The sequence below is a fragment of the Oleispirillum naphthae genome, assembly GCA_027864655.1.
Taxonomy (GTDB): Bacteria; Pseudomonadota; Alphaproteobacteria; order Rhodospirillales; family Rhodospirillaceae; genus Oleispirillum; species Oleispirillum naphthae.
The window spans coordinates 148,084-170,515 of the sequence record JAQAZG010000005.1; the positions used below are offsets into that span (position 1 = coordinate 148,084).

Genomic DNA, 22,432 nt, shown 5'->3' on the forward strand with positions numbered 1-22,432 from the left:
GGGGACGGGGTGCTTGCGATCCCGCTTTATTTCCGGTTTCACGGCAACGGCCATGTCTGGGGGGAAGCGCCGGTGCCGTGCTGTCGTGGGGTCTGAGAGTGGTCCTTCTCGTCTGTTTCGATGCAGAGCCCCGCCGCAGCGGGGAAACCGAGGGATGAACCGTACTATTGCTATCGGGTCTACTGTCTCATGGGACGCGGCGGCGCGGAAACGGGAATAACCGATTATTTTGATCGGAAATTCCGCCGCACGCGGAGCGCCGCCGCCGCCCGAGTACGCGCTTGCCAAGTGCCGGGAAATGCGGGACAAAAGAAAGTCGGCTAGGCGGCAGATGTAAGGAGCCGTCCGGTATCCGCTGAGAGGAAGGCTCGCTTGTTGCACCGGCGCCTGAGCCTACGCGTCAGCATGGTCATCCTGGTCTCCGCGGCCGTGGTTGCGGCGTGCGTGGCGATCACCGCGTTGACCTTCCGCACCAGCATCGCCACCGCGCGCAAGTCGGCGACCACCGCGTTCTCCGACGTGGTGAGCCAGACCCACGACCAGATCGACGCCCTGATGTCCGGCACCCTGACGGTGGCGGAACTCGGCGCTTCGCTCGGCGGCGTCGCCCGCCCGCCGGCGAGCGACGCGCTGGCGCATCCCGGCTTTTCCACGATGATGCGCATGCTGCGGGTCGATGCCTCGCTCTATTCGGTGTTCGTCGGCCGCACCGACGGCGCCTTCTTCCAGATCATCGCGCTGCGCGGCGACCCGCGCATCGGCGAGCGCCTGCGTGCGCCCGCGGGGGCGGCCTTCGTCGGCCGCACCATCACCGCGCAGGCGGCGGAGCGGCGGCAGGACTGGGTCTACCTCGACGCCGGGGGGACGCCGATCGCGCGGCGCGCCGACCGCGCGGTGGACTACGACCCGCGCGAGCGGCCGTGGTTTACCGAGGCGCTCGCCGCCTCGGGCGCGGTGCTGTCGCGGGCCTATGTGTTCAACTCGTCGATGACCCTGGGGATGACCGCGTCGCGCGGGGTGGATGGCGGCGAAGCGGTGTTCGGCGTGGACGTCACGCTGGAGGGCCTGGCGCGCTACATCTCCGGCCTCACCGTGTCGCCGAACGCGCGCATCTATGCCTTCGACGATGCGATGTCGCTGCTCGCGGCCTCCGCCGCCGCGGCGCAGCGCGACGGCGGCGGCGATGCCGGGCGCGCCGCGCTTTCCGCCATGCTCGCCGACGGCCGGGTGGGAAGGCCGGTGCTGCTGTCCGAGGGCGGCGTGCAGCGCATCGCCGCGCTCGCCACCTGGATCGGGCCTGCGGGGCGGCGCATCCACATCGGCGTGATCGCGCCGCTTGCCGACTTCACCGCCGATCTCGACGCGCTCACCCGCCGCGTGCTGATCATCGGCGCGCTGGTGATCCTCGCCGCCGCGCCGTTGATCTACCTTCTGTCGCGCAGCATGGCGCGCACCGTCGGCGGTCTCGCCGACGATGCCGGGCGGGTGCGCAATTTCGACTTTTCCGGCCTCGCGCCGCGGCGCTCCTTCATCACCGAGTTCGACGTGCTCACCGAGGCGTTCTCCCTGATGAAGGAATCCCTGCAACTGAGGGGGCACGAACTCGCCGAGGTGCAGGCCAAGCTCGAGCGCCTGATCTCGCTGGGAGTGTCCATGGCGGCGGAGCGCGACACCTCGCGCCTGATGGAGACCATCCTGGTCGGCGCGAAGGAGATCGCCAACGCCGACGGCGGCACCCTCTACCTGCGCACCGAAGAGGATACCCTGCGCTTCGAGATCATGCACAACGACCAACTGCGCATCCGCCTGGGCGGCCCCGGCGGCGCGGCGCCGGATCTGCCCGCGGTGCCGCTCTACACCCCCGAGGGCGAGGCCAACCACCACAACGTGGCGAGCCACGCGGTGCATATGGAGCGCACCGTGGCGATCACCGACGCCTACGCCGCGCCGGGCTACGATTTTTCCGGCACGCGGGAATTCGACGCGCACACCGGCTACCGCAGCCAGTCGTTCCTCACCGTGCCGCTCAAGCCGCGCGGCGGCGCGGTGATCGGCGCGGTGCAGCTGATCAACGCGCGGCACCCGGTGGGCGGCCAGGTGGTCTCCTTCTCGCCCGAGGTGCAGAGCTTCGTCGAGGCCCTGGCGGCGCAGGCGGCGACCGCGCTCTACAACCGCACCCTGCTCGATTCGCAGAACCAGATGATGGACGGCATGATCCGCCTGGTGGCGGGCGCGATCGACGCCAAGAGCCCGTATACCGGCAGCCACTGCGCGCGCGTGCCGGAGCTCGCCCTGATGCTCGCCGAGGCGGCGAGCACGGCGGAGCAGGGACCGTTCGCCGATTTCGCCTTCTCCACGCCGGAGCAGTGGCGCGAGTTCAGGACCGGCGCGTGGCTGCACGATTGCGGCAAGGTGACGACGCCGGAATACGTCATCGACAAGGCGACCAAGCTCGAAACCATCGTCAACCGCATCCACGAGGTGCGCACCCGCTTCGAGGTGCTGTTGCGCGATGCGAAGATCGCAAGCCTCGAGGCGATGCTGGCGGGCGAGGACGCGGCGGCGGCGCGCGCCGAACTGGCGGTGCGGCAGCGCCAACTGCACGAGGACTTCGCCTTCGTCGCCGCCTGCAACGTCGGCTCGGAATCGATGAGCGATGCCGACGTGGACCGCCTCGCCCGCATCGGCGCGGCCGCCTGGCAGCGCCACTTCAGCGACCGGCTCGGGCTTTCCCACGGCGAACTCGACCGCCTCGCGGAGATTCCCGAGGCGCCGCTGCCCGCCGCCGAGACCCTGCTCGCCGACCGGCCGGAGCACCGGGTGCCGCGCTCGCAGCACGATCCGGTGTTCGACCCGTCCTACGGTTTCAACCTCAAGGTGCCGCTGCTGCGCTTCGATTTCGGCGAGCTGCACAATCTCTCGGTGCGGCGCGGCACCCTGTCCGCCGAGGAACGGGCGATCGTCAACGAGCACATCGTCCAGACCATCATCATGCTGGAGCGCCTCAACTTCCCGAAGGACCTGCAGCGGGTGCCGGAATACGCGGGCACCCACCACGAAACCCTCACCGGCTCCGGCTACCCGCGCGGCCTCACCGCGGCGGACCTCTCCATCCCGGCGCGGATCATGGCGCTCGCCGACATCTTCGAGGCGCTGACCGCCGCCGACCGTCCCTACAAGACCCCGAAGCCGCTGTCCGAGGCGGTGGACATCCTCTACCGCATGACCCGGGAGCGCGCCATCGACCCGGACGTGTTCGTGCTGTTCCTGAAAAGCGGCGTCTACCGCCGCTATGCCGAGCAGTTCCTCAAGCCCGAGCAGATCGACGACGTGGACGTCGTCGCCTATCTTCCCGCGCGCGAATCTTGACAGGCGGGCGCGATCGCGCTGCACTGCCTCCGCAACCGAGGAGAAGGCGCAGGCGATGTGGCGGGCGATGACCGAAGACGACCTGGCGGCGGTGCGGCAGATCGCCGGGACCGTGCATCCGGACTATCCGGAGGATGCGGCGGTGTTCGCCGAGCGCCTAGCGCTCTATCCGGCGGGCTGCCGCCTGTTCGCCGACGCCGAGGGCCGCGCCGCGGGCTATGCGCTCACCCATCCGTGGCGGCACGGCGCGCCGCCCAAGCTCGACACCCTGCTCGGCGCGATTCCGGCGGACGCCGACACCTATTACCTGCACGACATCGCGCTGTTGCCGTGGACGCGCGGCCGCGGCGCGGCCACCGGGCTTCTCGCCGACCTCGCCCGCCTGGCGCGGGAGGAAGGGTTTGCCCGGATGTCGCTGGTGGCGGTCAACGCCTCCCGTCCGGTGTGGGAGCGCCGCGGCTTCTCCGTCGATGCGGAGACCGCCGCCGACCTCGCCAGCTACGGCGGCGAGGCGTGGTTCATGACTCGGTCCATCGACGATACATTTTGATACACTTTTCCGGGGTCGCGGGGATATCCCTGCGACAAACCGGCTTTATCTTCCATCCTGTAACCGTGGCGAGCGGGACGACACTACAGGACGGAAGGCGGGCGGTCGCACCGCGAAGCCCGCCCTTCCGGGCCTCTCTCCCGAGCCGCGAACGGAGGTTCGAAAAACATCATGCGTGCCGGCAGCTACCTTACCCTTGCAGTGTGCGTGATCGGCCTTGCCGCCACCGATGCGGCGCAGGCGCATCCCCCGGGGCCGCCCGGCGGGTATCACGGCCCGGGGCGGACGCTGGTTCCCGACGGCTGGCACCGCGGCCACTGGCGCCACGATTGGCATGACGGCCGCTTCGGCTGGTGGTGGGCGGTCGGCCCCGCATGGTATTATTATCCGGCGCCGATCTATCCGTACCCCAACCCCTATGCGCCGCCCAGCGTGGTCGCCGCGCCCGCGGGGCAGTACGCCTACTACTGCGCCAATCCGGCGGGCTATTACCCCGCGGTGGCGCAGTGCCTGATGTCCTGGCAACTGGTCAGCCTGGCCGCGCCCGCTCCGGCGGCGGTGATGCCGGTTCCGTCTCTGCCGCCCGCGATTCCGGCCCCGGTGCCTGCACCGTCCTCTTCCGGCGGCGTGGACAAGACCACCGGCGGCACCGTGCTCGGCGCGGTGGGCGGCGCGGTGGCGGGGGCGCAGTTCGGCCAGGGTTCGGGCAGGATCGCCGCGGCGGCGCTCGGCACCCTTCTGGGCGCGTTCGTCGGCCACGAGGTCGGCCAGTCGCTCGACCGCGCCGACACGCTGGCGGCGCAGCAGGCGGCGCAGCGCGCCTATATCGCGCCGATCGGCCAGACCATCACCTGGAACACCCCGGAGACCAACCACGGCGGCACCATCACGCCGGTGCGCGAGGGCCGCGACGCGCAGAACAACGCCTGCCGCGAGTTCAAGCAGACCGTCACCATCGACGGCAGGCAGGAAAGCGTCGCCAGCACCGCCTGCCGCGGCACCGACGGCAAGTGGGTGATGATCGGACACTGAATTTCGGCAATCCCCGGCGGCGAGGTTTTCCCCCCTTTCCTCGCCGTTTAACGGCCGCCCCTTTCCCTCGGGGGCGGCCGCCCCTTTTTCCGGATCAGATGTAGTCGAGCAGGCTGACGCTCTTCAGCGAGGAGAGCGTGGCGAAGGAGGCCTGCAACAGCACCTCCTGCTGCGAGACCACGGCGGAGGCCTCCGCCACATCGACCGAAGTGAGGCTTTCCAGCGCCTCGTTGGCATAGATCTGGAATTCCGTCTGGTTGTCGATCACGGAGTTGAGCGCATTGGCCTGGGACGACAGGTCCTCCTGGATGGAGCCGAGGCCGCTGACCGCGGACGACAGCAGGTCGTAGGCGGTCTGGAGCGTGGAGGTGTCCAGGGAGGAGGCGTTGACGATCGTCTGCAGGGCACGGATGGTCTCCTCGAACGCGCTTGCGTCCGCGGTGACGCCGTAGGAGATGCTGCTGTCGCTGTCCAGCATCACCGTCGCCGGATTGCCGCCGCCCTGGTAATAGCCGGTGTCCGCCGTGGCGCTGGTGGCGCTGTAGTCGGTGTCGCTCAGGTCGATCGGCGCGGTCTGGGCCGCTCCGCCGGAGAACAGATAGCTGTCGGCGAATTTGGTGTTGAGCAGGCCGACGATGTCTTCCAGGTAGCCGGCCGCCGTGCTTTGCAGGGTGGCGAGGGTGGAGGAATCCTCGGCGCCGTCGATCGCGCCCGCGATGGCGGAGCGGATGTATTCGGCATCGTCGACGATGGTGTCCACCGTGGAGTAGGCGGTCTCGACCTTGCTCACGGCGTTTTCGGCCTGGGTGGCGAGCTGTTCCGAGCGTTCGATGTCCGCCTGCAGGCTGACCGCCGCCCCCGCCTGACCGGCGAGGCCGGAGAGGGAGGAGGACTTCAGGCCGGAGGATTGCCGGTCCAGGGCCTCGGCGTAGTTGCTCTGCACCTTCATCGCCTGGGATATCATCTGACCGTTCATTCCCGCCGTGGAAACCCGCATGGCGTGCCTCCCTTTCTTTAATTCATCATTGCGAGCAGGGCATCCCACATCTCCTGCGCGGTGGAGACGATCTGCGCTGCGGCTTCATAGTCCTGCTGGTAGGTGGTGAGCAGCGCCGTCTCTTCATCGACGTTGACGCCGTAGGTGTTGGTGAACGCGGTGGCGAGCGAAGACGCCGTCGCCGAACTGCTGTCCGCCGCGTCGGAAGCCGCCTCGGCGCGGTCGGCGAGGTCGTCGATCAGGGCCGATACGTAGCTCGAAACCGAACACGTGGAGGAGGAAAGCCCGCCCGCCGCATCGAAGGAGAGCGAACCGTCGAGCGCCGACCACACCGCCTCCAGCGCGGTGGTGTCGTCCGTGACATAGGCCGCCTCGCCCACCACCGTGGAGGCCACGGCGGCGGAGGCCAGCCCCTGCGTCGAGAGAGAATCGGAAACCGACAGGCCGGAGGCGTCGCCGGTGAGAAGGTCGTAGAAACCGAGCGACGGGTCCGATTCATAGTCGCCGGTGACGATCACGCCCGCGTCGGCGTCGTCGGCGGAGATCACCACGTGGCCGTCGGAATCGATGCTTGCGGAGACCCCGGAGATCGCGTCGAGGCCGGCGACCAGATCGCCCACCGTGGCGTAGGTGGAGAGGTCGAGGCCGACGGAGCCGGTGATCGTGCCGTCTTCGTCGGTGAGCAGGATGGTCATCGTGCCGCTGCCGGAGAGGGCGTCGGCGCTCGCCACCTCCGCCGAGGAGGAAAGGCTGTTGGGCGCGGGAACCGGGGTGCCCGCGTTGGCGGCGGCGTTTACCGCGTCCTTCACGGTGTCGGAGAGTTCGTCCAGTTCCGCCTGTATGCCGGGGAGAATTTCGTCGCGCATCTCGATCAGCGCACCGATGGAGCCGCCTTCGATCTTGCCGGTGACGTCCTCGCCGTCCAGCATGATGCCGGAAATCGCGCCGCTGCCGCCGGAATCGTAGACGGTGTCCGCGGTCAGGGTGCCGGTGGCGGCGTAGGAGAGTTCATGCACCGTCGAGGTGAGCAGCGCTTGGCCGGAGGAGGTGTAGATCCGCACCGCGCCGGAGGAGGTGGTGAAGGTGGTGATGTCCATGTAGCCGCTCAGCTCTTCGAGCGCGGTGCGGCGCTGATCCTCGAGATCGGCGGTGGAGTCCCCGTTGGCCGACGCCTTGGTGATCCGATCGTTGAGATCGTCGATCCGGTGCAGCAGGTCGTTGACCGTTTCGACGCTTTCCGCGATCGCCTGATCGGCGGAGGTGCGCGCCGACTGTACCGAGTCCGAAGCGTCGGTGACCGCGTCGGCCCAGGCCTGCAAGGCTTCCGTCACATCGTCGGCGGCGGAGGTGGAACTGGGGTCCTCGATCGCACTCGACAAGGCGGTCTGCAGGTCGGTGAGCGCCTCGGAGATGGCGGAACCGTCGGCGGTGGTTCCCAGTGCGGTGAGCAGGGTTTCGTAATAGGACGAGAGAATGGAATCGTAGGCGGAGTCCGTGGTCGCATCCATCACTCCGGCGAACAGTTTCTCGTCCACGTCGTTGCCGGTGCCGATCACCTGCACGCCGGTGGCCTGGCCGCCCACCACCGAGGTCGTGACGTAGGCGGTTTTCTTGGTGTAGCCCTCGGTTTCCGCGTTGGCGATGTTGGTGGAGGTGATGGAAATCCGCGTCTGTGCCACGGAGAGGGCGCTGGTGGCCGTATACAGGATGCTGGAGATCGACATCGCCGCTTCCTCCCGGCTTATGCCTGAAGGCGCAGGCCGCCCGCGCGCGCCGTCAGGCGCGCCACGGCATCGCCGCCCGCGCCGTAATTCAGCGTGTCCTTGCGTTCGCGCTCGGCCAGGGCCTTCATCACCGCCTCGACGCGCAGCGCGGTGGCTGCCTTGCGGGCGTTGAGCAGGGTCTGGTTCTCCTTGAGGCGGAACACCAGGTCGCGGATCTGCTTTTCCAGGTCTTCGGGGTCGAGTTCGCCCGCGGCGTGCATCGCCGCGGCGCGGCGGCGCAGCGATTGGGTGAGCGCGGCGTAGAGGTTGCCCAGCTCCTCCTTCCGCTCCACCAGGGACTGCGGCAGAGTCTCCGCCGGGACGGCGAGGATGAGGTTCTCCTCCTGCACCAGGGTGGTGAGCTCATGCAACACCGCCTGGAAATCCGCCAGGGTTTTGCGGTCGAGGGAGTCGATGGTGGCAGTGGACATGGTAGGTGTCTCCACTCAACGATGGGAAAAAAGGGCCGCGGCACGGCCGTAGGCGGCGGTGGCGGTGCGGCTCTTGCGGGTCTTGGCGAGGCGCGCCAGCACCTCGGTGCGTGCGGCGGAAAGCGCCGCCAGGGTATCGGTCAGCTCGGAAAGGATGCGCAGCCGTTCCGCCCGGTCCGCCGAGGGCGTGGCGCGGGCGGCCCGGCGGCGCGCCGCGGCGGCGCGTTTGAGCAGGCTGTCCAGGCGTGTGCGCTCGGCGTCGGGCTTCATCGGGATCACCTCTTCGCGGCCATCAGTTCGTCGTACATGTCGCTCACCGTGCTGATGATCTCGGATGCGGCGGAATAGGCCTGCTGCGCGACGATCAGGCTGGAGAACTCGGTGGCGGTATCGACGGTGGAGGATTCCAGTTCGCCGGACTCGATCGCCCCGGCGGAGCCGGAATCCGCTTCCACCAGGTTGGCCTCGCCGGAATAGATCGACGCGGCGTAGACGGTGCCGCTCTCGGCCTCCAGGCCGTTGTCGTTGGCGAAGGTGGCGAGCGGGATCTTGTAGATCGTGTAGCTGATGCCGTTGTCGAAATTGGCGTAGACGTAGCCCGAGGAATCGACGCTGACGCTGGTGAACTCGCCGAAGCGCAGGCCGTCCTGGGTTACCGCCGTCAGGGTGAGCGTGGGGTCCGCGGTGCCGTCGCCGGTGGCGTACTGGCTCAGCCCGTCGGTGGCGTCGGCGGTGCCGCAGGAGTACGCGATGCTGCTGGTGGCGCCGCCGCTGCTCCACCCCGAAATGCCGATGACGATGTCGTCGGCGGGCGTCAGGAGGGTGCCGTCCTCGTTGAAGGTGATGGTCGCCACGTTGGAGGTCACGGTGGAGCCGGTGAGGGTCACCGTGGTGGCGGTGTCGGTGGTGCCGTCGCTGCTGTAGGCGGGCTGATCGACGGTCATCTCCCAGGTGTTGGCGGCGGTCTTGGTGTAGGTCAGGGTCAGGGTATAGGCGGTGCCCAGGCTGTCGTAGACTTCCGCATCCACGGTGAAGGCGTCGCCGATTTCGGCGTCCGCGGGCAGGATCGCCTGCACCTCGAGCTCGGTGGTGGCCTCCGCCGCGCCCGCATAGTCGTTGACGTTGATCGCCTCCAGCGAGGCGGCGGAGGTGCCGGCGACGACGCTGCCGTCGCGGTCGGTGGCGTAGCCTTGCAGGTACCAGCCGCTGGAGTTGACCAGATAGCCTTCGTCGTCGGTCGAGAAGTCGCCCGCGCGGGTGTAATAGAACACGTCGCTGTCCGAGGAGTTGGCGACGACGAACCAGCCCTCCCCGTCGATGCCGAGGTCGGTGTCGCTCTCGGTGCCGACCAGGGTGCCCTGGGTGGTGAGGCTCTGGCTCGGGTTCACCGTTACGCCCGCGCCGGTGAAGTTGCTGTAGGAGCCGGAGCCGGACACCATCGACGAGAACGACGCGGTGGTGATCTTGTAGCCGTAGGTGCTGGAATTGGCGAGGTTGTTGGAAATCGTCGAGACCGCCGCCGACTGTGCGTAAAGAGCGGAGACCGCGACGTTCATGGAACTGCTGAGGGTGCTCATGGGGGAGCCTCCGTAATCGAGGGAACCGGTCAGGAATCCGAGGGTTGAGTGGCGGAGACGATGTCGCTCAGCGAGACGGTGGCGCCGTTCTCCATGATCAGCTGCGCGCTGCCGCCGGACCAATCGACCCGCGACACCACGCTGGTGGTCTCGGGGGTGATGGTGATCTCCTCGCCGTCGCTATCCTCGGCGTAGAGGGTGAGGGAATAGGTGCCGCTCTCGGCGCTGCTGCCGTTGGTGAGCGTGCCGCCCCAGGTGAAGGTGGTTTCCCCGGCCGTGGCGTCGAGCACCTCGGAGTAGACGATGGTGCCGTCTTCGTTGAGGACCTGCGCCACCAGGGTTTCGCAGTCGTCCGGCACCTCGAAGGCCCAGGACAGGCTGCCGCCCTCGGTGTAGGTGAGGTCGTCGGCGTTGTAGGTGACCTCCATGCCGACCAGCGACAGCGCCACCGAGGCGCTTTCGTTGTTGGTCGCGAGCACCAGGTTCTCGAGATAGGAGTTGGACAGAATCTGCTGTTCCACGCCCGCGTAGCTGATCAGCTGGCTGGTCATCTCCTCGGTGTCGGTGGGGTCGAGCGGGTTCTGGTTTTCCAGTTGCGCGATGAGCACGCTGAGGAAGAGCTCGTAGTTCTCCGAAAGCGATTCCACGGAACTCGCCGTGGTCGAGGAAAGACCGCTGCTGGACGTGGTCGAGCTGACTGTCGTCATCTCCGCATCTCCGTTCCAACCGGCCTTTTGAAAGCCATTTCCCGTCTGACGGGCCGGTTTGCGATGTCGCGATGGGGCGCTTGTGCGCGCCTCCATTTCCCGACAAACGCGGCGGGGACGGAAAAACTGGCGAAAAACTTTCCGGAAAAATTTTGCGCCGCGGCGCGCCAGTGTCGGCGCGCCTGTCCCGTAAGAGCGGGTAAGGCGCCAATGGCCCGGACGCGGGAGTGCGGTCGGCGGGTGCCCAGCAGCGAGGCTCGAACGGCCCCGTTTAGAGATCAACGAAGGAGATTTCACATGCCCGTCATCACGACCAACACCTCCGCCAATTCCGCCCTGCGGTACCTCAACATCAACTCCGAGGCGCAGACCAATGCCCTGAACCAGGTGGCGTCCGGTTCGCGCATCACCCGCGCTTCCGACGACGCTGCCGGCCTCGCCGTGGCGACCAAGCTGCAGTCCGACGTCGCGGTGTTGGGTCAGGCTTCGACCAACGCCAGCCACGCGGCCTCGGTGCTGGAAACCGCCGACGGCGGCCTTTCCTCGATCTCCGACGTGCTGGAGCGCATGAAGGTGCTGTGCGCCGAGGCGGTGTCGGGCGCCATCGGCGATGACGAACTCGCCTACATCGTTTCCGAATACAATACCCTGGTCGATGAAATCGACCTGATCGCCCAGACCACCACCTTCAACGGCACGTCCCTGATCGACGGTTCCTACAGCGCGACCTTCCTGGTCGGGACCTCGGCCTCCGACGTCATCTCCGTGGCGATCTCCGGTGCGGATGCCACCGACCTCAGTCTGGCGGACGTCACCACGTCGAGCGACTTCACCACGGTGCTCACCACGGTCAACTCCGCGATCAACACCCTGGCGAGCGTGCGAGCGGATGTCGGTGCGCAAGAATCGCAGTTCAGCTACCACGCCGACCAGATCACCTCGTCCGAGGAGAACCTGGATGCCGCGCAGTCGGCGATCGTCGATGCCGACGTGGCGGAAGCGCAGTCGGACTTCTCTTCCGCGCAGGTGCGGACCAACGCCGCCATCGCGGCCCTGGCCTCGGCCAACGATATGCCGCAGCAGCTCCTGTCGCTGCTGCAGTAAGCAAAGGCCAAGGCGCCCGCCCGGTTGACGGGCGGGCGCCCGACGCCCCGGGGTGGCCGGACGCTCCCCTCCTTCGCGCCGCGTGCGGCGCTGTCCGGCCCCTCCATCCCGTTTGCCGGGGAGGAAAGGCGCCATGTCCACGATCGTCACGGGTGCGAGCGGCACCACCTACATCACCGGCACCGGGTCGTCGGATTTCGACTACGCCTCGCTGATCGAGGAGGCGTACGAGGTCAAGATGGCCAACGCCTACCTGATCGACGACCAGATCGACGTGCTGGAGTCCGAGGTTTCCGGCTACGAGGAGATGCTGTCCGACCTCACCGACCTGTCGGACGCGGCGGAAACCCTGTCCGCCGCCGCGGACGATTCGGTGTTCGCGCAGCGTTCCGCCTATCTGTCGTCGTCGTCGATCTCCGACCCCGGCGAGGTGATCGGCACCACCGTCACCGAAGAGGCGGAGCTCGGCGTCTACACCATCGAGGTGAAGAGCCTCGCCACCGCCCACAAGGTCGCCTCCGACGCGGTGACCGACAAGACCGCGGCGCTCGGCTATGAAGGCACCCTCACCCTTTCGGAAGACAGCGGCGCCGCCACCGGCATCGTCATCGCCTCCGACATGTCGCTCGCCGATATCGCGGAGGCGATCAACGACGTGAGCGGCGAGAGCGGCGTCACCGCCACCCTGATCAAGAGCAGCGATTCCGGCTATACCCTGGTGCTCACTTCCGCCGATACCGGGCAGAGCATCGCCGCCACCGATACCAGCGGCTCGGTACTGCAGGACCTGGGGATCATCGATTCCAGTGGCGACTTTGCCGACGAACTGCAGGCGGCGGGGCTGGCGGAGCTCACCATCGACGGCGTCACCGTCACCAGTTCGTCCAACGACATCGAGGACGTGCTCCCCGGCGTGTCGATCAGCCTCTACGACGACACCGCGGGCAGCACCATCACGCTCGAGGTCGGCCAGGACCTGGACAGCGTCTACGAGGCGATCGAGGCTCTGGTGGACGCCTACAATACCTACCGCTCCTTCGCCCTGATTAACCAGGAAACCGATTCCGACGGCGCCGTGGATGACGCGGTGCTGTTCGGCGACAGCCTCTTGCGCTCCGCCAATTCGGCGCTCTATGCGCTGCTCGGCTCCTCGGTGGAGGTGGACGGCGAAACCTACATGCTCTCCGACATGGGCATCACCTACGCCGACGATAATACCCTCGAAATCGACGAGGACGCCCTGGAGGAGTTCCTCATCCAGCATGCGGACGTGGCGGAGGCGTTCTTCCAGCAGAGCACTTCGGTGTCCGATTCCGACCTCTACGTCGGCGACATCGCGGGCGACATGGAGGCAGGCGCCTATACCGTGGAGATCACGGTGGATGCGGACGGCAACGTCGCCGGAGCCACCATCGACGGCGTGGCGCTGGAGGTGAGCGACCAGACGCTCAAGGGCGTCGAAGGCACCGCCTACGAAGGCCTGCGCCTGGTCTATACCGGCGGCGGCGACAACGCGGGCACCACCGACAGCATCACCCTGACCGTCGAAGCGGGCCTCGCCGACCAGATGGTGGCGACGCTGGAAAGCTACGTGGACGAGGACGACGGCCGGATCCGGAACCGCATCGATTCGCTCGAAAGCACCATCGGCACCAAGCAGGACAAGCGCGACCGCATCGAGGAACGGGCGGACGCTTACTACGACTACCTCGTTGAGTATTACGCGAAGCTGCAGACGGCGATGGAGGAGGCGGAAACCTCCCTGGCGCTGATCGAGGCCCTGTTCGGATCCGATGACGATTCATGACATCTGTAATGGAGGGGAAATCCATGACCGGAAACATCCATGAAATGGGCGCCAAGGCCTACGGCGCGGCGCGCCGCACCCAGACGCCCCTGCGCATCATCGTGGAGCTTTACGATTCCGTCCTGTGCGCGGTGGCGCACGCCAAGGCGGCCTGCCTTCAGGACGATTTCGAAGGCGAATTCAATGCCATAATCGCGGCCACCAAGATCCTGCAGGGCCTCGACGGGGCGCTCAACCAGACCGACCCCAAGGCCAGGCCGATCGCCGAGATGCTGCACGACTACTACAAGACCACGATCGTGCAGCTGCACCGTGCCAAGCAGGCGAAGTCCCCGGAGTCGGAGCTGCGCTACGGCAGCGTGCAACGCCAGGTCCTGGCGATGCGCGAGGCCTTCGCGGCGATTGCGGGGGTGCCCTCCCTGGTCGTCGAGGCGGCGGAAAAATCTGCCTAGTTCCAGGCAGATACTGCCGAGTGACGGCGGGGAGCGCGGCTGTTAAAACGGGATCATAACGGTGAATGCAGTGAGCGGAATGGGCGGAACCGCAGCCGTTGACGACAGTCACGCCACGGGGACGTGGATGGACGAGATCGCCGTCAAGGTAGGGCCGGGTTCGACTTCGGAGGACATGACCGACGAGGCGCTGATGCTGCGCGTTCAGGACGGCGACAAGGAGGCCTTCCGCCTGCTCGTCGCCCGCCACATCGACCGCATCATCGGCACCGCGCGGCGCATCGTCGGCGCGGCGGAGGCCGAGGACATCGCCCAGGACGTGTTCCTCAAGGTGTGGACCGCGCGCGCCCAGTGGACGCCGGGCCAGGCGCGCTTCCGCACCTGGCTCTACCGCGTCGCGGTCAACCGCTGCATCGACCACACCCGCCGCGCCCGTTCCACCTCGATCGACGAGGTCCCCGAGATCGCCGACGACGCGCCCGGCCCGCTCGCCCAGTGCGTGCAGCGGGAGGAGGCGACGCGCCTGCGCGCCGCGATGCATCATCTGTCGGAACAGCAGAGAACCGCGATCACCCTCTATTACCACGAAAGTTTGACGGCAGGCGAGGTTGCGGAGATTATGGGCCTGCGGCTGAATGCCGTGGAGTCCCTTCTGAAGAGGGGGCGGCAAAAGCTGAGAAGCGTGCTTAAATAAAGCCACAGGACGTGGCGATTCGGAGGGATCATGACGCCAGAAGAATTCCGGGCGTTGCTCGATACCTACGGTGCCGACCTGACGCGCTGGCCACATGCGCGCCGCCAGGCGGCCCAGAAGCTGTTGCAGGATTCCGAACCCGCGCGGACCCAATTCGCGGAGGCGCAGGAACTCGACATCCTGCTGTCGGCGGCCGAGCCGGCGTTGACGGAGGCGCGGCGCAAGAGCCTCACCGATGCCATTCTCGACAACCTGCCGGACGACCCCCTGCCGCGCCAGGCGCGGGAGCTGCCGCGCGCGCCCGCGCGCCCGGCCTCGACGGATCGCGCCGTAGGGATCGGCGTTCTGGTGCGGCCGCTGGCGGGGTTGTGGGTGGCGTGCCTCGCCTGCGGCATTCTTCTCGGCGTCGGCCTTTACGTCGGGCAGCAGCGCCTGACGGCGACCGCCGAGAGCGATTGGACCGGCACGCTCACGGTGTTCGGTGTCAACTGAGGTTCGGTGCCTGAGGCGGTTTCGATGAAACGATGGCTGATCGCTTCCCTAGCCGTGAACGTCCTCCTGATCGGGGTCGGGGCCGGGTTCTTCTTCACGGCGATGGCGCCGCGGTTGCCGATGCTGCCGCCGGTGGGGCCGCGCCCGGGCATCCAGCGCGATCTTCTGCAGGCGGCGGAAACCGCGCTTTCCGGTGCGGACCGCACCCGCGCGCTCGCCATTCTCAAACGGAATTTCCAGGGCATGGAAGCGCCGCCGCCCGGCCCGCAGCCGCGGCCGGAGGACATTCTGCGCGCCTTCGTCGAGGGCCGCCTGCCGGAAGACCGGCCCTTCGCCGACCCGAATTTCGAGGAACGCCGCAAGCGCGAGATCGACGCCCTGCGCGCCACCTTCACGGAGATGATCGCGGCGCTCGACCGCCCGGCGCGCGAGGCCTTCGCCCGGGCGATCCGCACCCGCATGGACAGCGTGCGCGCCTGCCTCGATTCCGGCCCGCCGCCGCGGCCGTAAAACTCCAAAACTTCGTGGAGGGTCGCGGACCCTCCACACCTCCCATAACTTTTGATTTCTGCGCGCAGCGCCATAAACCCGTGCGATGGCAACGAGAGGCGTTGCCTGCCGCTGCGCGGCGAAAAACCTAAGGGGGAGGTGCGGAGGGCCTCAGGTCCTCCGCGAAGGGTCGGTTTTTTATTCCCCGGCGGGGCCGAAGGGCAGGGTGATGGTCACCGCGAGGCCGCCGTCCGGGCGGTTGGCGGCGGCGATTTCGCCGCCGTGGGCGGCGATGGTTCGCCGCGCGATGGCGAGGCCGAGGCCGTAGCCCTGGCCGCCGCCGCCGCGGACGAAGGGTTCGAAGATGCGGCAGAGGGTGTCGGGCGCGACGCCGGGGCCGTCGTCCTCCACGGAGATCACGTAGACGCGGCGCGCCGCATCGGCGGCGAGGCCGACGGTGACGGTCCCCCCGGCGAAGCGCAGGGCGTTGCGCACGATGTTGTCGAGCGAGCGGCGCAGCAGTTCGGCGTGGCCGACCACGGTGGGGGCGGGCTCGGGCAGCGGGCCGATGCGCTCCGCCACCGCGACGCCGGATTCCTGCGCCTCGAAGCGCGCGTCGGAAACCACCGAAAGCAGGAGCTCCCGCGGGTCGAAATAGTCGGGCTCCGCATCCTGGCCGATCTCCACCCGCGACAGGGAGAGCAGCTCTCCCACCAGGTCGTCGAGGCGGCGCGCCTCGGCTTCGATGCGCCGGAGCCCGTCGTCGATGCGCTCCGGCGAGTGGCGGGCGAGTTCGGCGGCGAGGTGCAGCCGCGCCAGCGGCGAGCGCAACTCGTGCGAGACGTCGTGGAGCAGGCGTTCGCGCGCCGCCACCAGCTCCTGCAGGCGGGCGGCCATGGCGTCGAAGTCGCGGGCGAGGTCGGCGATCTCGTCGCTGCGCCGCCCCATCGAGGGGGCCAGCCGCGCGCCGAGGTCGCCCCCGGCGAGGCGTTCGAAGCCGCCGCGCAGCCGCCGGATCGGCCGGGTGAGGTACCAGGCGAGGACGATGCTGAACAGCAGGCCGCCGACCGCGCCGATGGTCAGGATGTCTGGCGGAATGTCGAAGGGGCCGCGGTGGCGGGAGACGTCGCGCACGTCGTAGACGAGGCGGTGCACCGCGCCGCCGGGGTCCGCCACGTCGCGCACATAGAGTCCGGGGGTCTGCGGCGCCTCGCCCGCTGGGGGTTCGATGCGCAGGCGGCTGCGGGTGACGTCCGGCCAGACGGACAGCATCTCCGAGAGCGCCTCGATGCCGCCCCAGCGCACCGCGGTTTCCGCCGCGGTCATCGTCATGGTGATGGCGTTGGGCAGGGCGGCGACGCGCGGCGGCGTGGTCGGCGTGCGGTAGAATGCGATGAACACCCACGCCGCCTCCAGGATGAAAAAGAAGGTCAGCCAGAAGCCGAGGAGAATCTTCCAGAACAGCCGCACCCGCATCAGGCGTCTCCCATGCGGTAGCCGACGCCGCGCACCGTCTCGATGGCGACGGTGCCGAGCTTCTGGCGGATGTTGCTGACGTGCACGTCGATGCTGCGGTCGTAGGGGCGGCGCGGGTGGCCGAGCACGCGCATCGAAAGCTCGTCCTTGGTGACGACGCGCGGCCGCTCGCGCAGGAGGATTTCCAAGAGGTTGAACTCGGTGGCGGTGAGGTCCAGGGGGCGCCCGTCGAGCGCCGCCTCGCGCCGCGGCGCGTCCAGGCTGAGGCCGCCGTGGAGCAGCGGCCCGGCGGCGGCGGGCTCGGCGGTGCGGCGCAGCACCGCGCGGATGCGCGCCACCAGTTCGCGCGGCAAGAAGGGCTTCGGCAGGTAGTCGTCGGCGCCCATCTCCAGGCCGAGCACGCGGTCCACGTCGTCGCCGCGCGCGGTGAGCATGAGGATGGGAATGCGGCTCTCGGCGCGGATCGTCTTGAGGGCGTCGATGCCGGTGCGGTCGGGCAGCATGACGTCGAGGATCACCGCGGCGAAGCCGCCGGAGAGCGCCGCGGCGATGCCCGCCTGCGCGGTGTGACGCGCCGACACGGTGAACCCTTCCGCGGCCAGATATTCGGTCAGCATCGCGGCGAGTTCGCGGTCGTCGTCGATCAACAGCAGAGTCGCCATGTCTTTTCCTCCGCCTTCAAGATAATCCCTCATGCCACGCTTCGCGCAACACCTGGAAGGATTTACGCCGCGCTTACACTTCCTTGCCGCTGTTTTGACGGCGGCGCGCCTGCGGCGAAGCTATATTGGCTTCGGTTGCCCGCGTGGCGGCGGTTTTTTCCAGCGAGGAGGATCCGGTGAGCGAATCGGCAGGACAGGCCTGGAGGGCGAAGCTGACGTGGCGTCGCGTCGCCGTGGCCGCAGCGGCGGTGGCGGTGCTGGCGGTGGGCGCGCGGATGCTGTGGGGCGGGCGCGAGCCGCCGCCGCCGACGGTCGCCGCGGCGCTTGCCGACATCGAGGACACGGTGCTCGCCGACGGCACGTTGCAGGCGGCGCGTCAGGTCAACGTCGGCGCGCAGGTCTCCGGCCAGATCAAGGCGATCCAGGTGAACCTCGGCGATGCGGTTTCCGAGGGCCAGCCGGTGGTGGAGATCGACTCCCTGACCCAGCAGAACGCCCTGCGCAACGCCGAGGCGGCGCTCGCCAGCGTGATCGCGCAGCGCACCGCCAAGCTCGCCTCGCTGGAGCAGGCGGAACTCACCTTCAAGCGCCAGAGCCGCCTGCTGAAGCAGGACGCGGGCTCGCGCGAGGACTACGAGGCGGCGGTGGCCGGCCTCAAGACCCTGAAGGCCGGGGTGGCGGTGCTGGACGCCGAGATCGAGCAGGCCAAGGTGGCGGTGGACACCGCCAAGGTCAACCTCGGCTATACCCGCATCAGCGCGCCGATTTCCGGCACCGTGGTGGCGGTGGCGGTGGACGAGGGCCAGACGGTCAACGCCAACCAGACCACGCCGACCCTGCTCAAGCTCGCCCAGCTCGACACCATGACGGTGTGCGCCGAGGTCTCCGAGGCGGACATCCCGCGGGTTGCGCCGGGGCAGACCGTCTATTTCACCATCCTCGGCGAGCCGGACAACCGCTACTACACCAAGGTGCGCGCCATCGAGCCCGCCTCGGAGAACTTCAGCAACAGCTGCAACGCCTCCTCCGGCACCGCGAGCAGCACCACCACCAGCACCACTTCGTCGTCCAGTTCGTCGTCCAGCAGCAACACCGCGATCTATTACAACGCGCTGTTCGACGTGCCCAATCCGGGCCGCAAGCTGCGCATCGCGATGACCGCGCAGGTCTCCATCGTGCTCGCCGAGGCGAAGCAGGCGGTGACCATCCCCGCCGCCATTCTCGGCGCGCCGGGGCGCGACGGCCTCTATACGGTGCAGGTGGCGAAGGAGGACGGCAGCGTCGAGAAGCGCCGCGTCAAGGTGGGGATCAACAACCACGTCACCGCCCAGGTGGTGGAAGGCCTGGCCGCCGGCGAGCGGGTGGTGAGCAGCCGCGCGCTCGCCGCCGCGGCGGCGGGAAGCTTCAAGCCGCGGTCGCCTATGGGGAGGCTGTTCTGATGGCCGAACCTCTGCTGCGGCTCGACGGGGTGTGGCGGGAATACCCCTCGGGCGACCAGACCATCGCCGCGCTCAAGGGACTCGACCTCACCATCGAGGCGGGCGAGATGGTGGCGATCGTCGGCGTCTCCGGCTCCGGCAAATCGACCCTGATGAACATCCTCGGCTGCCTCGACCGGCCGACCCGCGGCGCTTACCGCGTCGCCGGGCGCGACACCCGCGAGCTTTCCCCCGACCAGCTTGCGGAGCTGCGGCGCGAGCACTTCGGCTTCATCTTCCAGCGCTACCACCTGCTCTCCATCCTCGATGCGGTGGGCAATGTCGAGGTGCCCGCGGTCTATGCCGGGCGCGCCCGCGCCGAGCGCCGCGCCCGCGCCGTGGACCTGCTGGTCCGCCTCGGCCTCGACGACCGCCTCGACCACACCCCCGCCCAGCTTTCCGGCGGCCAGCAGCAGCGGGTTTCGGTGGCGCGCGCCCTGGTCAACGGCGGCCGCGTCATTCTCGCCGACGAGCCCACCGGCGCGCTCGACCGCAAGAGCGGCGAGGACATGCTGGCGTTGCTGAAGGAACTGCACGCCGAGGGCCACACCATCATCATCGTCACCCACGATCCCACGGTGGCGGCGCACGCCGAGCGCATCATCGAGATCAGCGACGGCGAAATCCTCGCCGACCGCAGCGAGACCGGCGCGGCGGCGCGGCGGCGGATGGCCGAGCCGCCGACCGCGGGCGACGGCTGGCGGGCGCGCGCCGACCGCGCGGCGGAGGCCTTCCGCATGGCGGTTCTGGCGATGGCCGCGCACCGGCTGCGCACCTTCCTCACCATGCTCGGCATCATCATCGGCATCGCCTCGGTGGTCTCGGTGGTGGCGCTGGGCGAGGGCTCGCGTCAGAAGATCCTCAAGGACATCAGCTCGATCGGCACCAACACCATCGACATCCTGCCGGGCAAGGACTTCGGCGACACCCGCTCCGGACGGGTGCGCACCCTGGTGCCGCGCGACGCCGCGGCGCTGAAGCTGCAGGACTACGTGGACAGCGTCACCCCCAGCGTCGGCGGCAGCCGCACCCTGCGCTACCGCAACATCGCGGTGACCGGCCAGGTCAACGGCGTCGGGCCGGATTACTTCCGGGTGCGCGGCTACGAGATGGCCTCGGGCATCGCCTTCACCGAGGAGAGCGTGCAGCGCCGCAGCCAGGACGTGGTGATCGACGACAACACCCTGAAGCAGATCTTCGGCGAGGATGCGGACCCGATCGGCGAGGTGATCCTCTTGGGCGACGTTCCGGCGCGGATCATCGGCGTCACTGCGGCGCGCACCGCCGCCTTCGGCAATCCGGACACGCTGAACGTGTGGATTCCCTATACCACGGCGATGAACCGGGTGCTCGGCCAGACCTACCTGCAACGCATCACCGTGCGGGTCAACGACACCACCGACACCAAGGTGGCGGAAAGCCGCATCGTCGATTTCATGCAGGCGCGCCACCGCACCAAGGACTTCTTCGTGATCAACACCGACACCATCCGCCAGACCGTGGACAAGACCACGGCGACGATGACTCTCCTGGTCTCCGCGATCGCGGTGATCTCCCTGGTGGTCGGCGGCATCGGGGTGATGAACATCATGCTGGTCTCGGTCACCGAGCGCACCCGCGAGATCGGCGTGCGCATGGCGGTCGGCGCGCGGCAGTCGGACATCATGCAGCAGTTCCTCATCGAGGCGGTGCTGGTCTGCCTGCTCGGCGGCGTGCTCGGCGTGGGGCTCGCCTTCCTCATCTACGCCCTGGTGGCGAAGAGCGGCGGCAGCGTGCAGATGGTGATTTCGGCATGGTCGATCGCCGCGGCCTTCGGCTGCTCCACGGCGATCGGCGTGGCTTTCGGTTTTCTCCCGGCGCGGCACGCGGCGCGCCTCGACCCGGTGGAGGCTTTGGCGCGGGAATGATCGGATTTCGCACACTTCACGGCGGCATCGCCGCCCTCGCGGTCCTCGGCCTCTCCGGCTGCGCCCTGCTGGAAACCGACTACGCGCGGCCGCAGCTCACCCTGCCCGCCGCCTACGCCGGTGCGGAGGCCAAGACCGCGGCGCTTTCCGGCGACTGGTGGAAAGAGTTCGGCGACGCCGACCTCGACGCCCTGGTGGCCGATGCGCTCTTGCGCAACAACGACCTCACCGTGGCGGCGGAGCGGCTGGTCCAGGCCCGCTTGAAGGCGGACCTCGCCCAGGGCGACCTCTACCCCAGCCTGTCCGCGAGCGGCGACTTCGCCCGCAAGCGCACCCTCTCGGACCCGCGCAAGACGACGCGCAGCGCCGAGGTGAGCGCCGCCCTCAGCTTCGACCCCGACCCCTGGGGCGCGCTTTCCCGCAGCCGCGACGCGGCGGACCTGGAGGCGCAGGCGAGCGCCCTCGACCTTGCGGATGCGGCGCAGGGCGTCGCCGCCACCACCGCCCAGCTCTATTGGCAGTTGGTCTACCTGCGGCAGCGGGTGGCGCTTTCGGCCGACAGCATCGCCTATGCGCAGCGCACCCTCGACCTCTCCCGGGCGAAATACGCCGCGGGCGCGGTCTCCAGCCTCGACGTGCTACAGGCGGAGCAGAGCCTGCGCACCCAGGAAGCGGCGGACACCACCTACCGCCAGAGCCTGACCGAAACCGCAAACGCGCTGGCCATCCTGTTCGACGCGCCGCCCGCCGCGGCCAAGGCGCCGCGCGCCACCCTGCCCGCGGCGGACCCGCCGCCGGTGGCGCCGGGGCTGCCCGCCCAGGTGCTGGAACGCCGCGCCGACATCCGCGCCGCCGAGGCGCGGCTGGCCGAAACCCTGGCGGAAACCGACGCGACGCGCGCAAGCTTCCTCCCCGCGTTCTCGCTCACCGGCGCCCTCGGCAGCTCCAGCGTCGCGCTCACCGACGTGCTGCGCAACCCGGTGGGAAGCCTCGGCGCGGGCCTCGTCCTGCCGTTCCTCAACTGGCGGGAGATGAACCGCACGATCAAGGTCTCGGAGTCCGAATACCGCGCCGCGGTGGCGGACTTCCGCCAGACCCTCTATGCGGCGCTGGCGGATGTGGAAAACGCGCTCTCCTCGCGCGGCCAACTGGCGCTGCAAGGGGAAAAGCTCGCCCGCGCCCTCGCCACCGCACAGGAGGCGGAAAGACTCTACGAGGTGCGCTACCGCGCCGGGGCGGTGGATCTGCAATCCTGGCTCGACGTGCAGGAGAAACGCCGCACCGCCGAGGAGTCGCTGCTCGCCAACCGCTACGACCGCCTGGCCAACCGCATCGCCCTCTACCGCGCGCTCGGCGGCTCCGCCACCCTGCCGCCCGGCCGCCTCGCCGCGGAGTGAGGCAAAAACCTTCCGGAGGGACTTGCTCGGAAAACGCTCAAGGCGTTT

General features: G+C 68.6%; 20 protein-coding genes. 12 read left to right on the top strand and 8 right to left on the bottom strand.

Annotation, left to right across the window (positions count from 1 at the left end):
* The first annotated feature begins 372 nt into the window (after positions 1-372).
* From O7R11_RS07505 to O7R11_RS07515, 3 genes are all read left to right on the top strand, one after another.
* Positions 373-3,369, top strand: a complete 2,997-nt coding sequence (locus O7R11_RS07505) for an HD domain-containing phosphohydrolase (protein ID WP_337996885.1) — start codon at positions 373-375, stop codon at positions 3,367-3,369.
* A 67-nt stretch (positions 3,370-3,436) separates the two neighbouring features.
* Positions 3,437-3,919, top strand: coding sequence for a GNAT family N-acetyltransferase (locus tag O7R11_RS07510; protein WP_337996886.1), 483 nt, complete (start codon positions 3,437-3,439; stop codon positions 3,917-3,919).
* A gap of 171 nt (positions 3,920-4,090) precedes the next feature.
* Positions 4,091-4,951, top strand: coding sequence for an RT0821/Lpp0805 family surface protein (locus O7R11_RS07515; protein WP_337996887.1), 861 nt, complete (start codon positions 4,091-4,093; stop codon positions 4,949-4,951).
* Positions 4,952-5,045: 94 nt separating this feature from the next.
* Here O7R11_RS07515 and O7R11_RS07520 read toward each other — a convergent pair whose 3' ends face one another.
* From O7R11_RS07520 to O7R11_RS07545, 6 genes are read right to left on the bottom strand one after another with little or no spacing between them, the layout of a single operon-like run.
* Entirely contained in the window at positions 5,046-5,948 is a 903-nt protein-coding gene (locus O7R11_RS07520) for a flagellin (RefSeq protein ID WP_337996888.1), read from the bottom strand.
* A gap of 17 nt (positions 5,949-5,965) precedes the next feature.
* Positions 5,966-7,672 carry a flagellar hook-associated protein FlgK gene (flgK, locus tag O7R11_RS07525; RefSeq protein ID WP_337996889.1) on the bottom strand — a complete coding sequence of 569 codons (1,707 nt, stop codon included), beginning with the start codon at positions 7,670-7,672 and terminating at the stop codon, positions 5,966-5,968.
* 17 nt (positions 7,673-7,689) lie between these two features.
* A complete protein-coding gene (locus O7R11_RS07530; RefSeq protein WP_337996890.1) occupies positions 7,690-8,142 on the bottom strand; it encodes a hypothetical protein in 453 nt (150 codons plus the stop codon).
* Positions 8,143-8,157: 15 nt separating this feature from the next.
* The gene (locus tag O7R11_RS07535) at positions 8,158-8,412 is read right to left on the bottom strand and encodes a hypothetical protein (protein ID WP_337996891.1); all 255 of its coding nucleotides are present in this window, start codon (positions 8,410-8,412) and stop codon (positions 8,158-8,160) included.
* Positions 8,413-8,417: 5 nt separating this feature from the next.
* Positions 8,418-9,719: a flagellar hook protein FlgE gene (gene flgE / locus O7R11_RS07540; protein ID WP_337996892.1), complete on the bottom strand. Its 1,302-nt coding sequence runs from the start codon at positions 9,717-9,719 to the stop codon at positions 8,418-8,420.
* Positions 9,720-9,748: 29 nt separating this feature from the next.
* Positions 9,749-10,426, bottom strand: a complete 678-nt coding sequence (locus tag O7R11_RS07545; RefSeq protein ID WP_337996893.1) for a flagellar hook assembly protein FlgD — start codon at positions 10,424-10,426, stop codon at positions 9,749-9,751.
* Positions 10,427-10,723: 297 nt separating this feature from the next.
* On the opposite strand from O7R11_RS07545, the gene O7R11_RS07550 reads away from it, so the two are divergent.
* The 6 genes from O7R11_RS07550 (at position 10,724) to O7R11_RS07575 (ending at position 15,485) form a co-directional block, all read left to right on the top strand.
* On the top strand, positions 10,724-11,530 hold the full coding sequence (locus O7R11_RS07550) for a flagellin (protein WP_337996894.1): 807 nt from the start codon (positions 10,724-10,726) through the stop codon (positions 11,528-11,530).
* A 133-nt stretch (positions 11,531-11,663) separates the two neighbouring features.
* Positions 11,664-13,337, top strand: a complete 1,674-nt coding sequence (gene fliD / locus O7R11_RS07555) for a flagellar filament capping protein FliD (protein WP_337996895.1) — start codon at positions 11,664-11,666, stop codon at positions 13,335-13,337.
* 23 nt (positions 13,338-13,360) lie between these two features.
* Positions 13,361-13,789, top strand: coding sequence for a flagellar export chaperone FliS (locus tag O7R11_RS07560; RefSeq protein ID WP_337996896.1), 429 nt, complete (start codon positions 13,361-13,363; stop codon positions 13,787-13,789).
* Positions 13,790-13,916: 127 nt separating this feature from the next.
* Positions 13,917-14,483, top strand: a complete 567-nt coding sequence (locus O7R11_RS07565; protein ID WP_337996897.1) for an RNA polymerase sigma factor — start codon at positions 13,917-13,919, stop codon at positions 14,481-14,483.
* Between the two features lie 30 nt (positions 14,484-14,513).
* A complete protein-coding gene (locus O7R11_RS07570; protein ID WP_337996898.1) occupies positions 14,514-14,975 on the top strand; it encodes a hypothetical protein in 462 nt (153 codons plus the stop codon).
* 24 nt (positions 14,976-14,999) lie between these two features.
* A complete protein-coding gene (locus O7R11_RS07575; protein ID WP_337996899.1) occupies positions 15,000-15,485 on the top strand; it encodes a hypothetical protein in 486 nt (161 codons plus the stop codon).
* Between the two features lie 177 nt (positions 15,486-15,662).
* On the opposite strand, the gene O7R11_RS07580 is transcribed toward O7R11_RS07575, so the two are convergent.
* The gene (locus O7R11_RS07580; protein WP_337996900.1) at positions 15,663-16,940 is read right to left on the bottom strand and encodes an ATP-binding protein; all 1,278 of its coding nucleotides are present in this window, start codon (positions 16,938-16,940) and stop codon (positions 15,663-15,665) included.
* A complete protein-coding gene (locus tag O7R11_RS07585; protein WP_337996901.1) occupies positions 16,940-17,602 on the bottom strand; it encodes a response regulator transcription factor in 663 nt (220 codons plus the stop codon). The genes O7R11_RS07580 and O7R11_RS07585 overlap by 1 nt, the downstream gene beginning before the upstream one ends.
* 176 nt (positions 17,603-17,778) lie before the next feature.
* On the opposite strand from O7R11_RS07585, the gene O7R11_RS07590 reads away from it, so the two are divergent.
* Genes O7R11_RS07590 through O7R11_RS07600 form a run of 3 tightly spaced genes read left to right on the top strand, consistent with a single transcriptional unit; the run spans position 17,779 to position 22,384 of the window.
* Positions 17,779-19,041 (top strand): efflux RND transporter periplasmic adaptor subunit, encoded by a 1,263-nt coding sequence (locus tag O7R11_RS07590; RefSeq protein ID WP_337996902.1) that lies wholly within the window; start codon positions 17,779-17,781, stop codon positions 19,039-19,041.
* Positions 19,041-20,987 (top strand): MacB family efflux pump subunit, encoded by a 1,947-nt coding sequence (locus O7R11_RS07595; RefSeq protein WP_337996903.1) that lies wholly within the window; start codon positions 19,041-19,043, stop codon positions 20,985-20,987. The genes O7R11_RS07590 and O7R11_RS07595 overlap by 1 nt, the downstream gene beginning before the upstream one ends.
* The gene (locus O7R11_RS07600; protein WP_337996904.1) at positions 20,984-22,384 is read left to right on the top strand and encodes an efflux transporter outer membrane subunit; all 1,401 of its coding nucleotides are present in this window, start codon (positions 20,984-20,986) and stop codon (positions 22,382-22,384) included. Before O7R11_RS07595 ends, O7R11_RS07600 begins: the two co-directional genes overlap by 4 nt.
* Positions 22,385-22,432 lie beyond the last annotated feature (48 nt).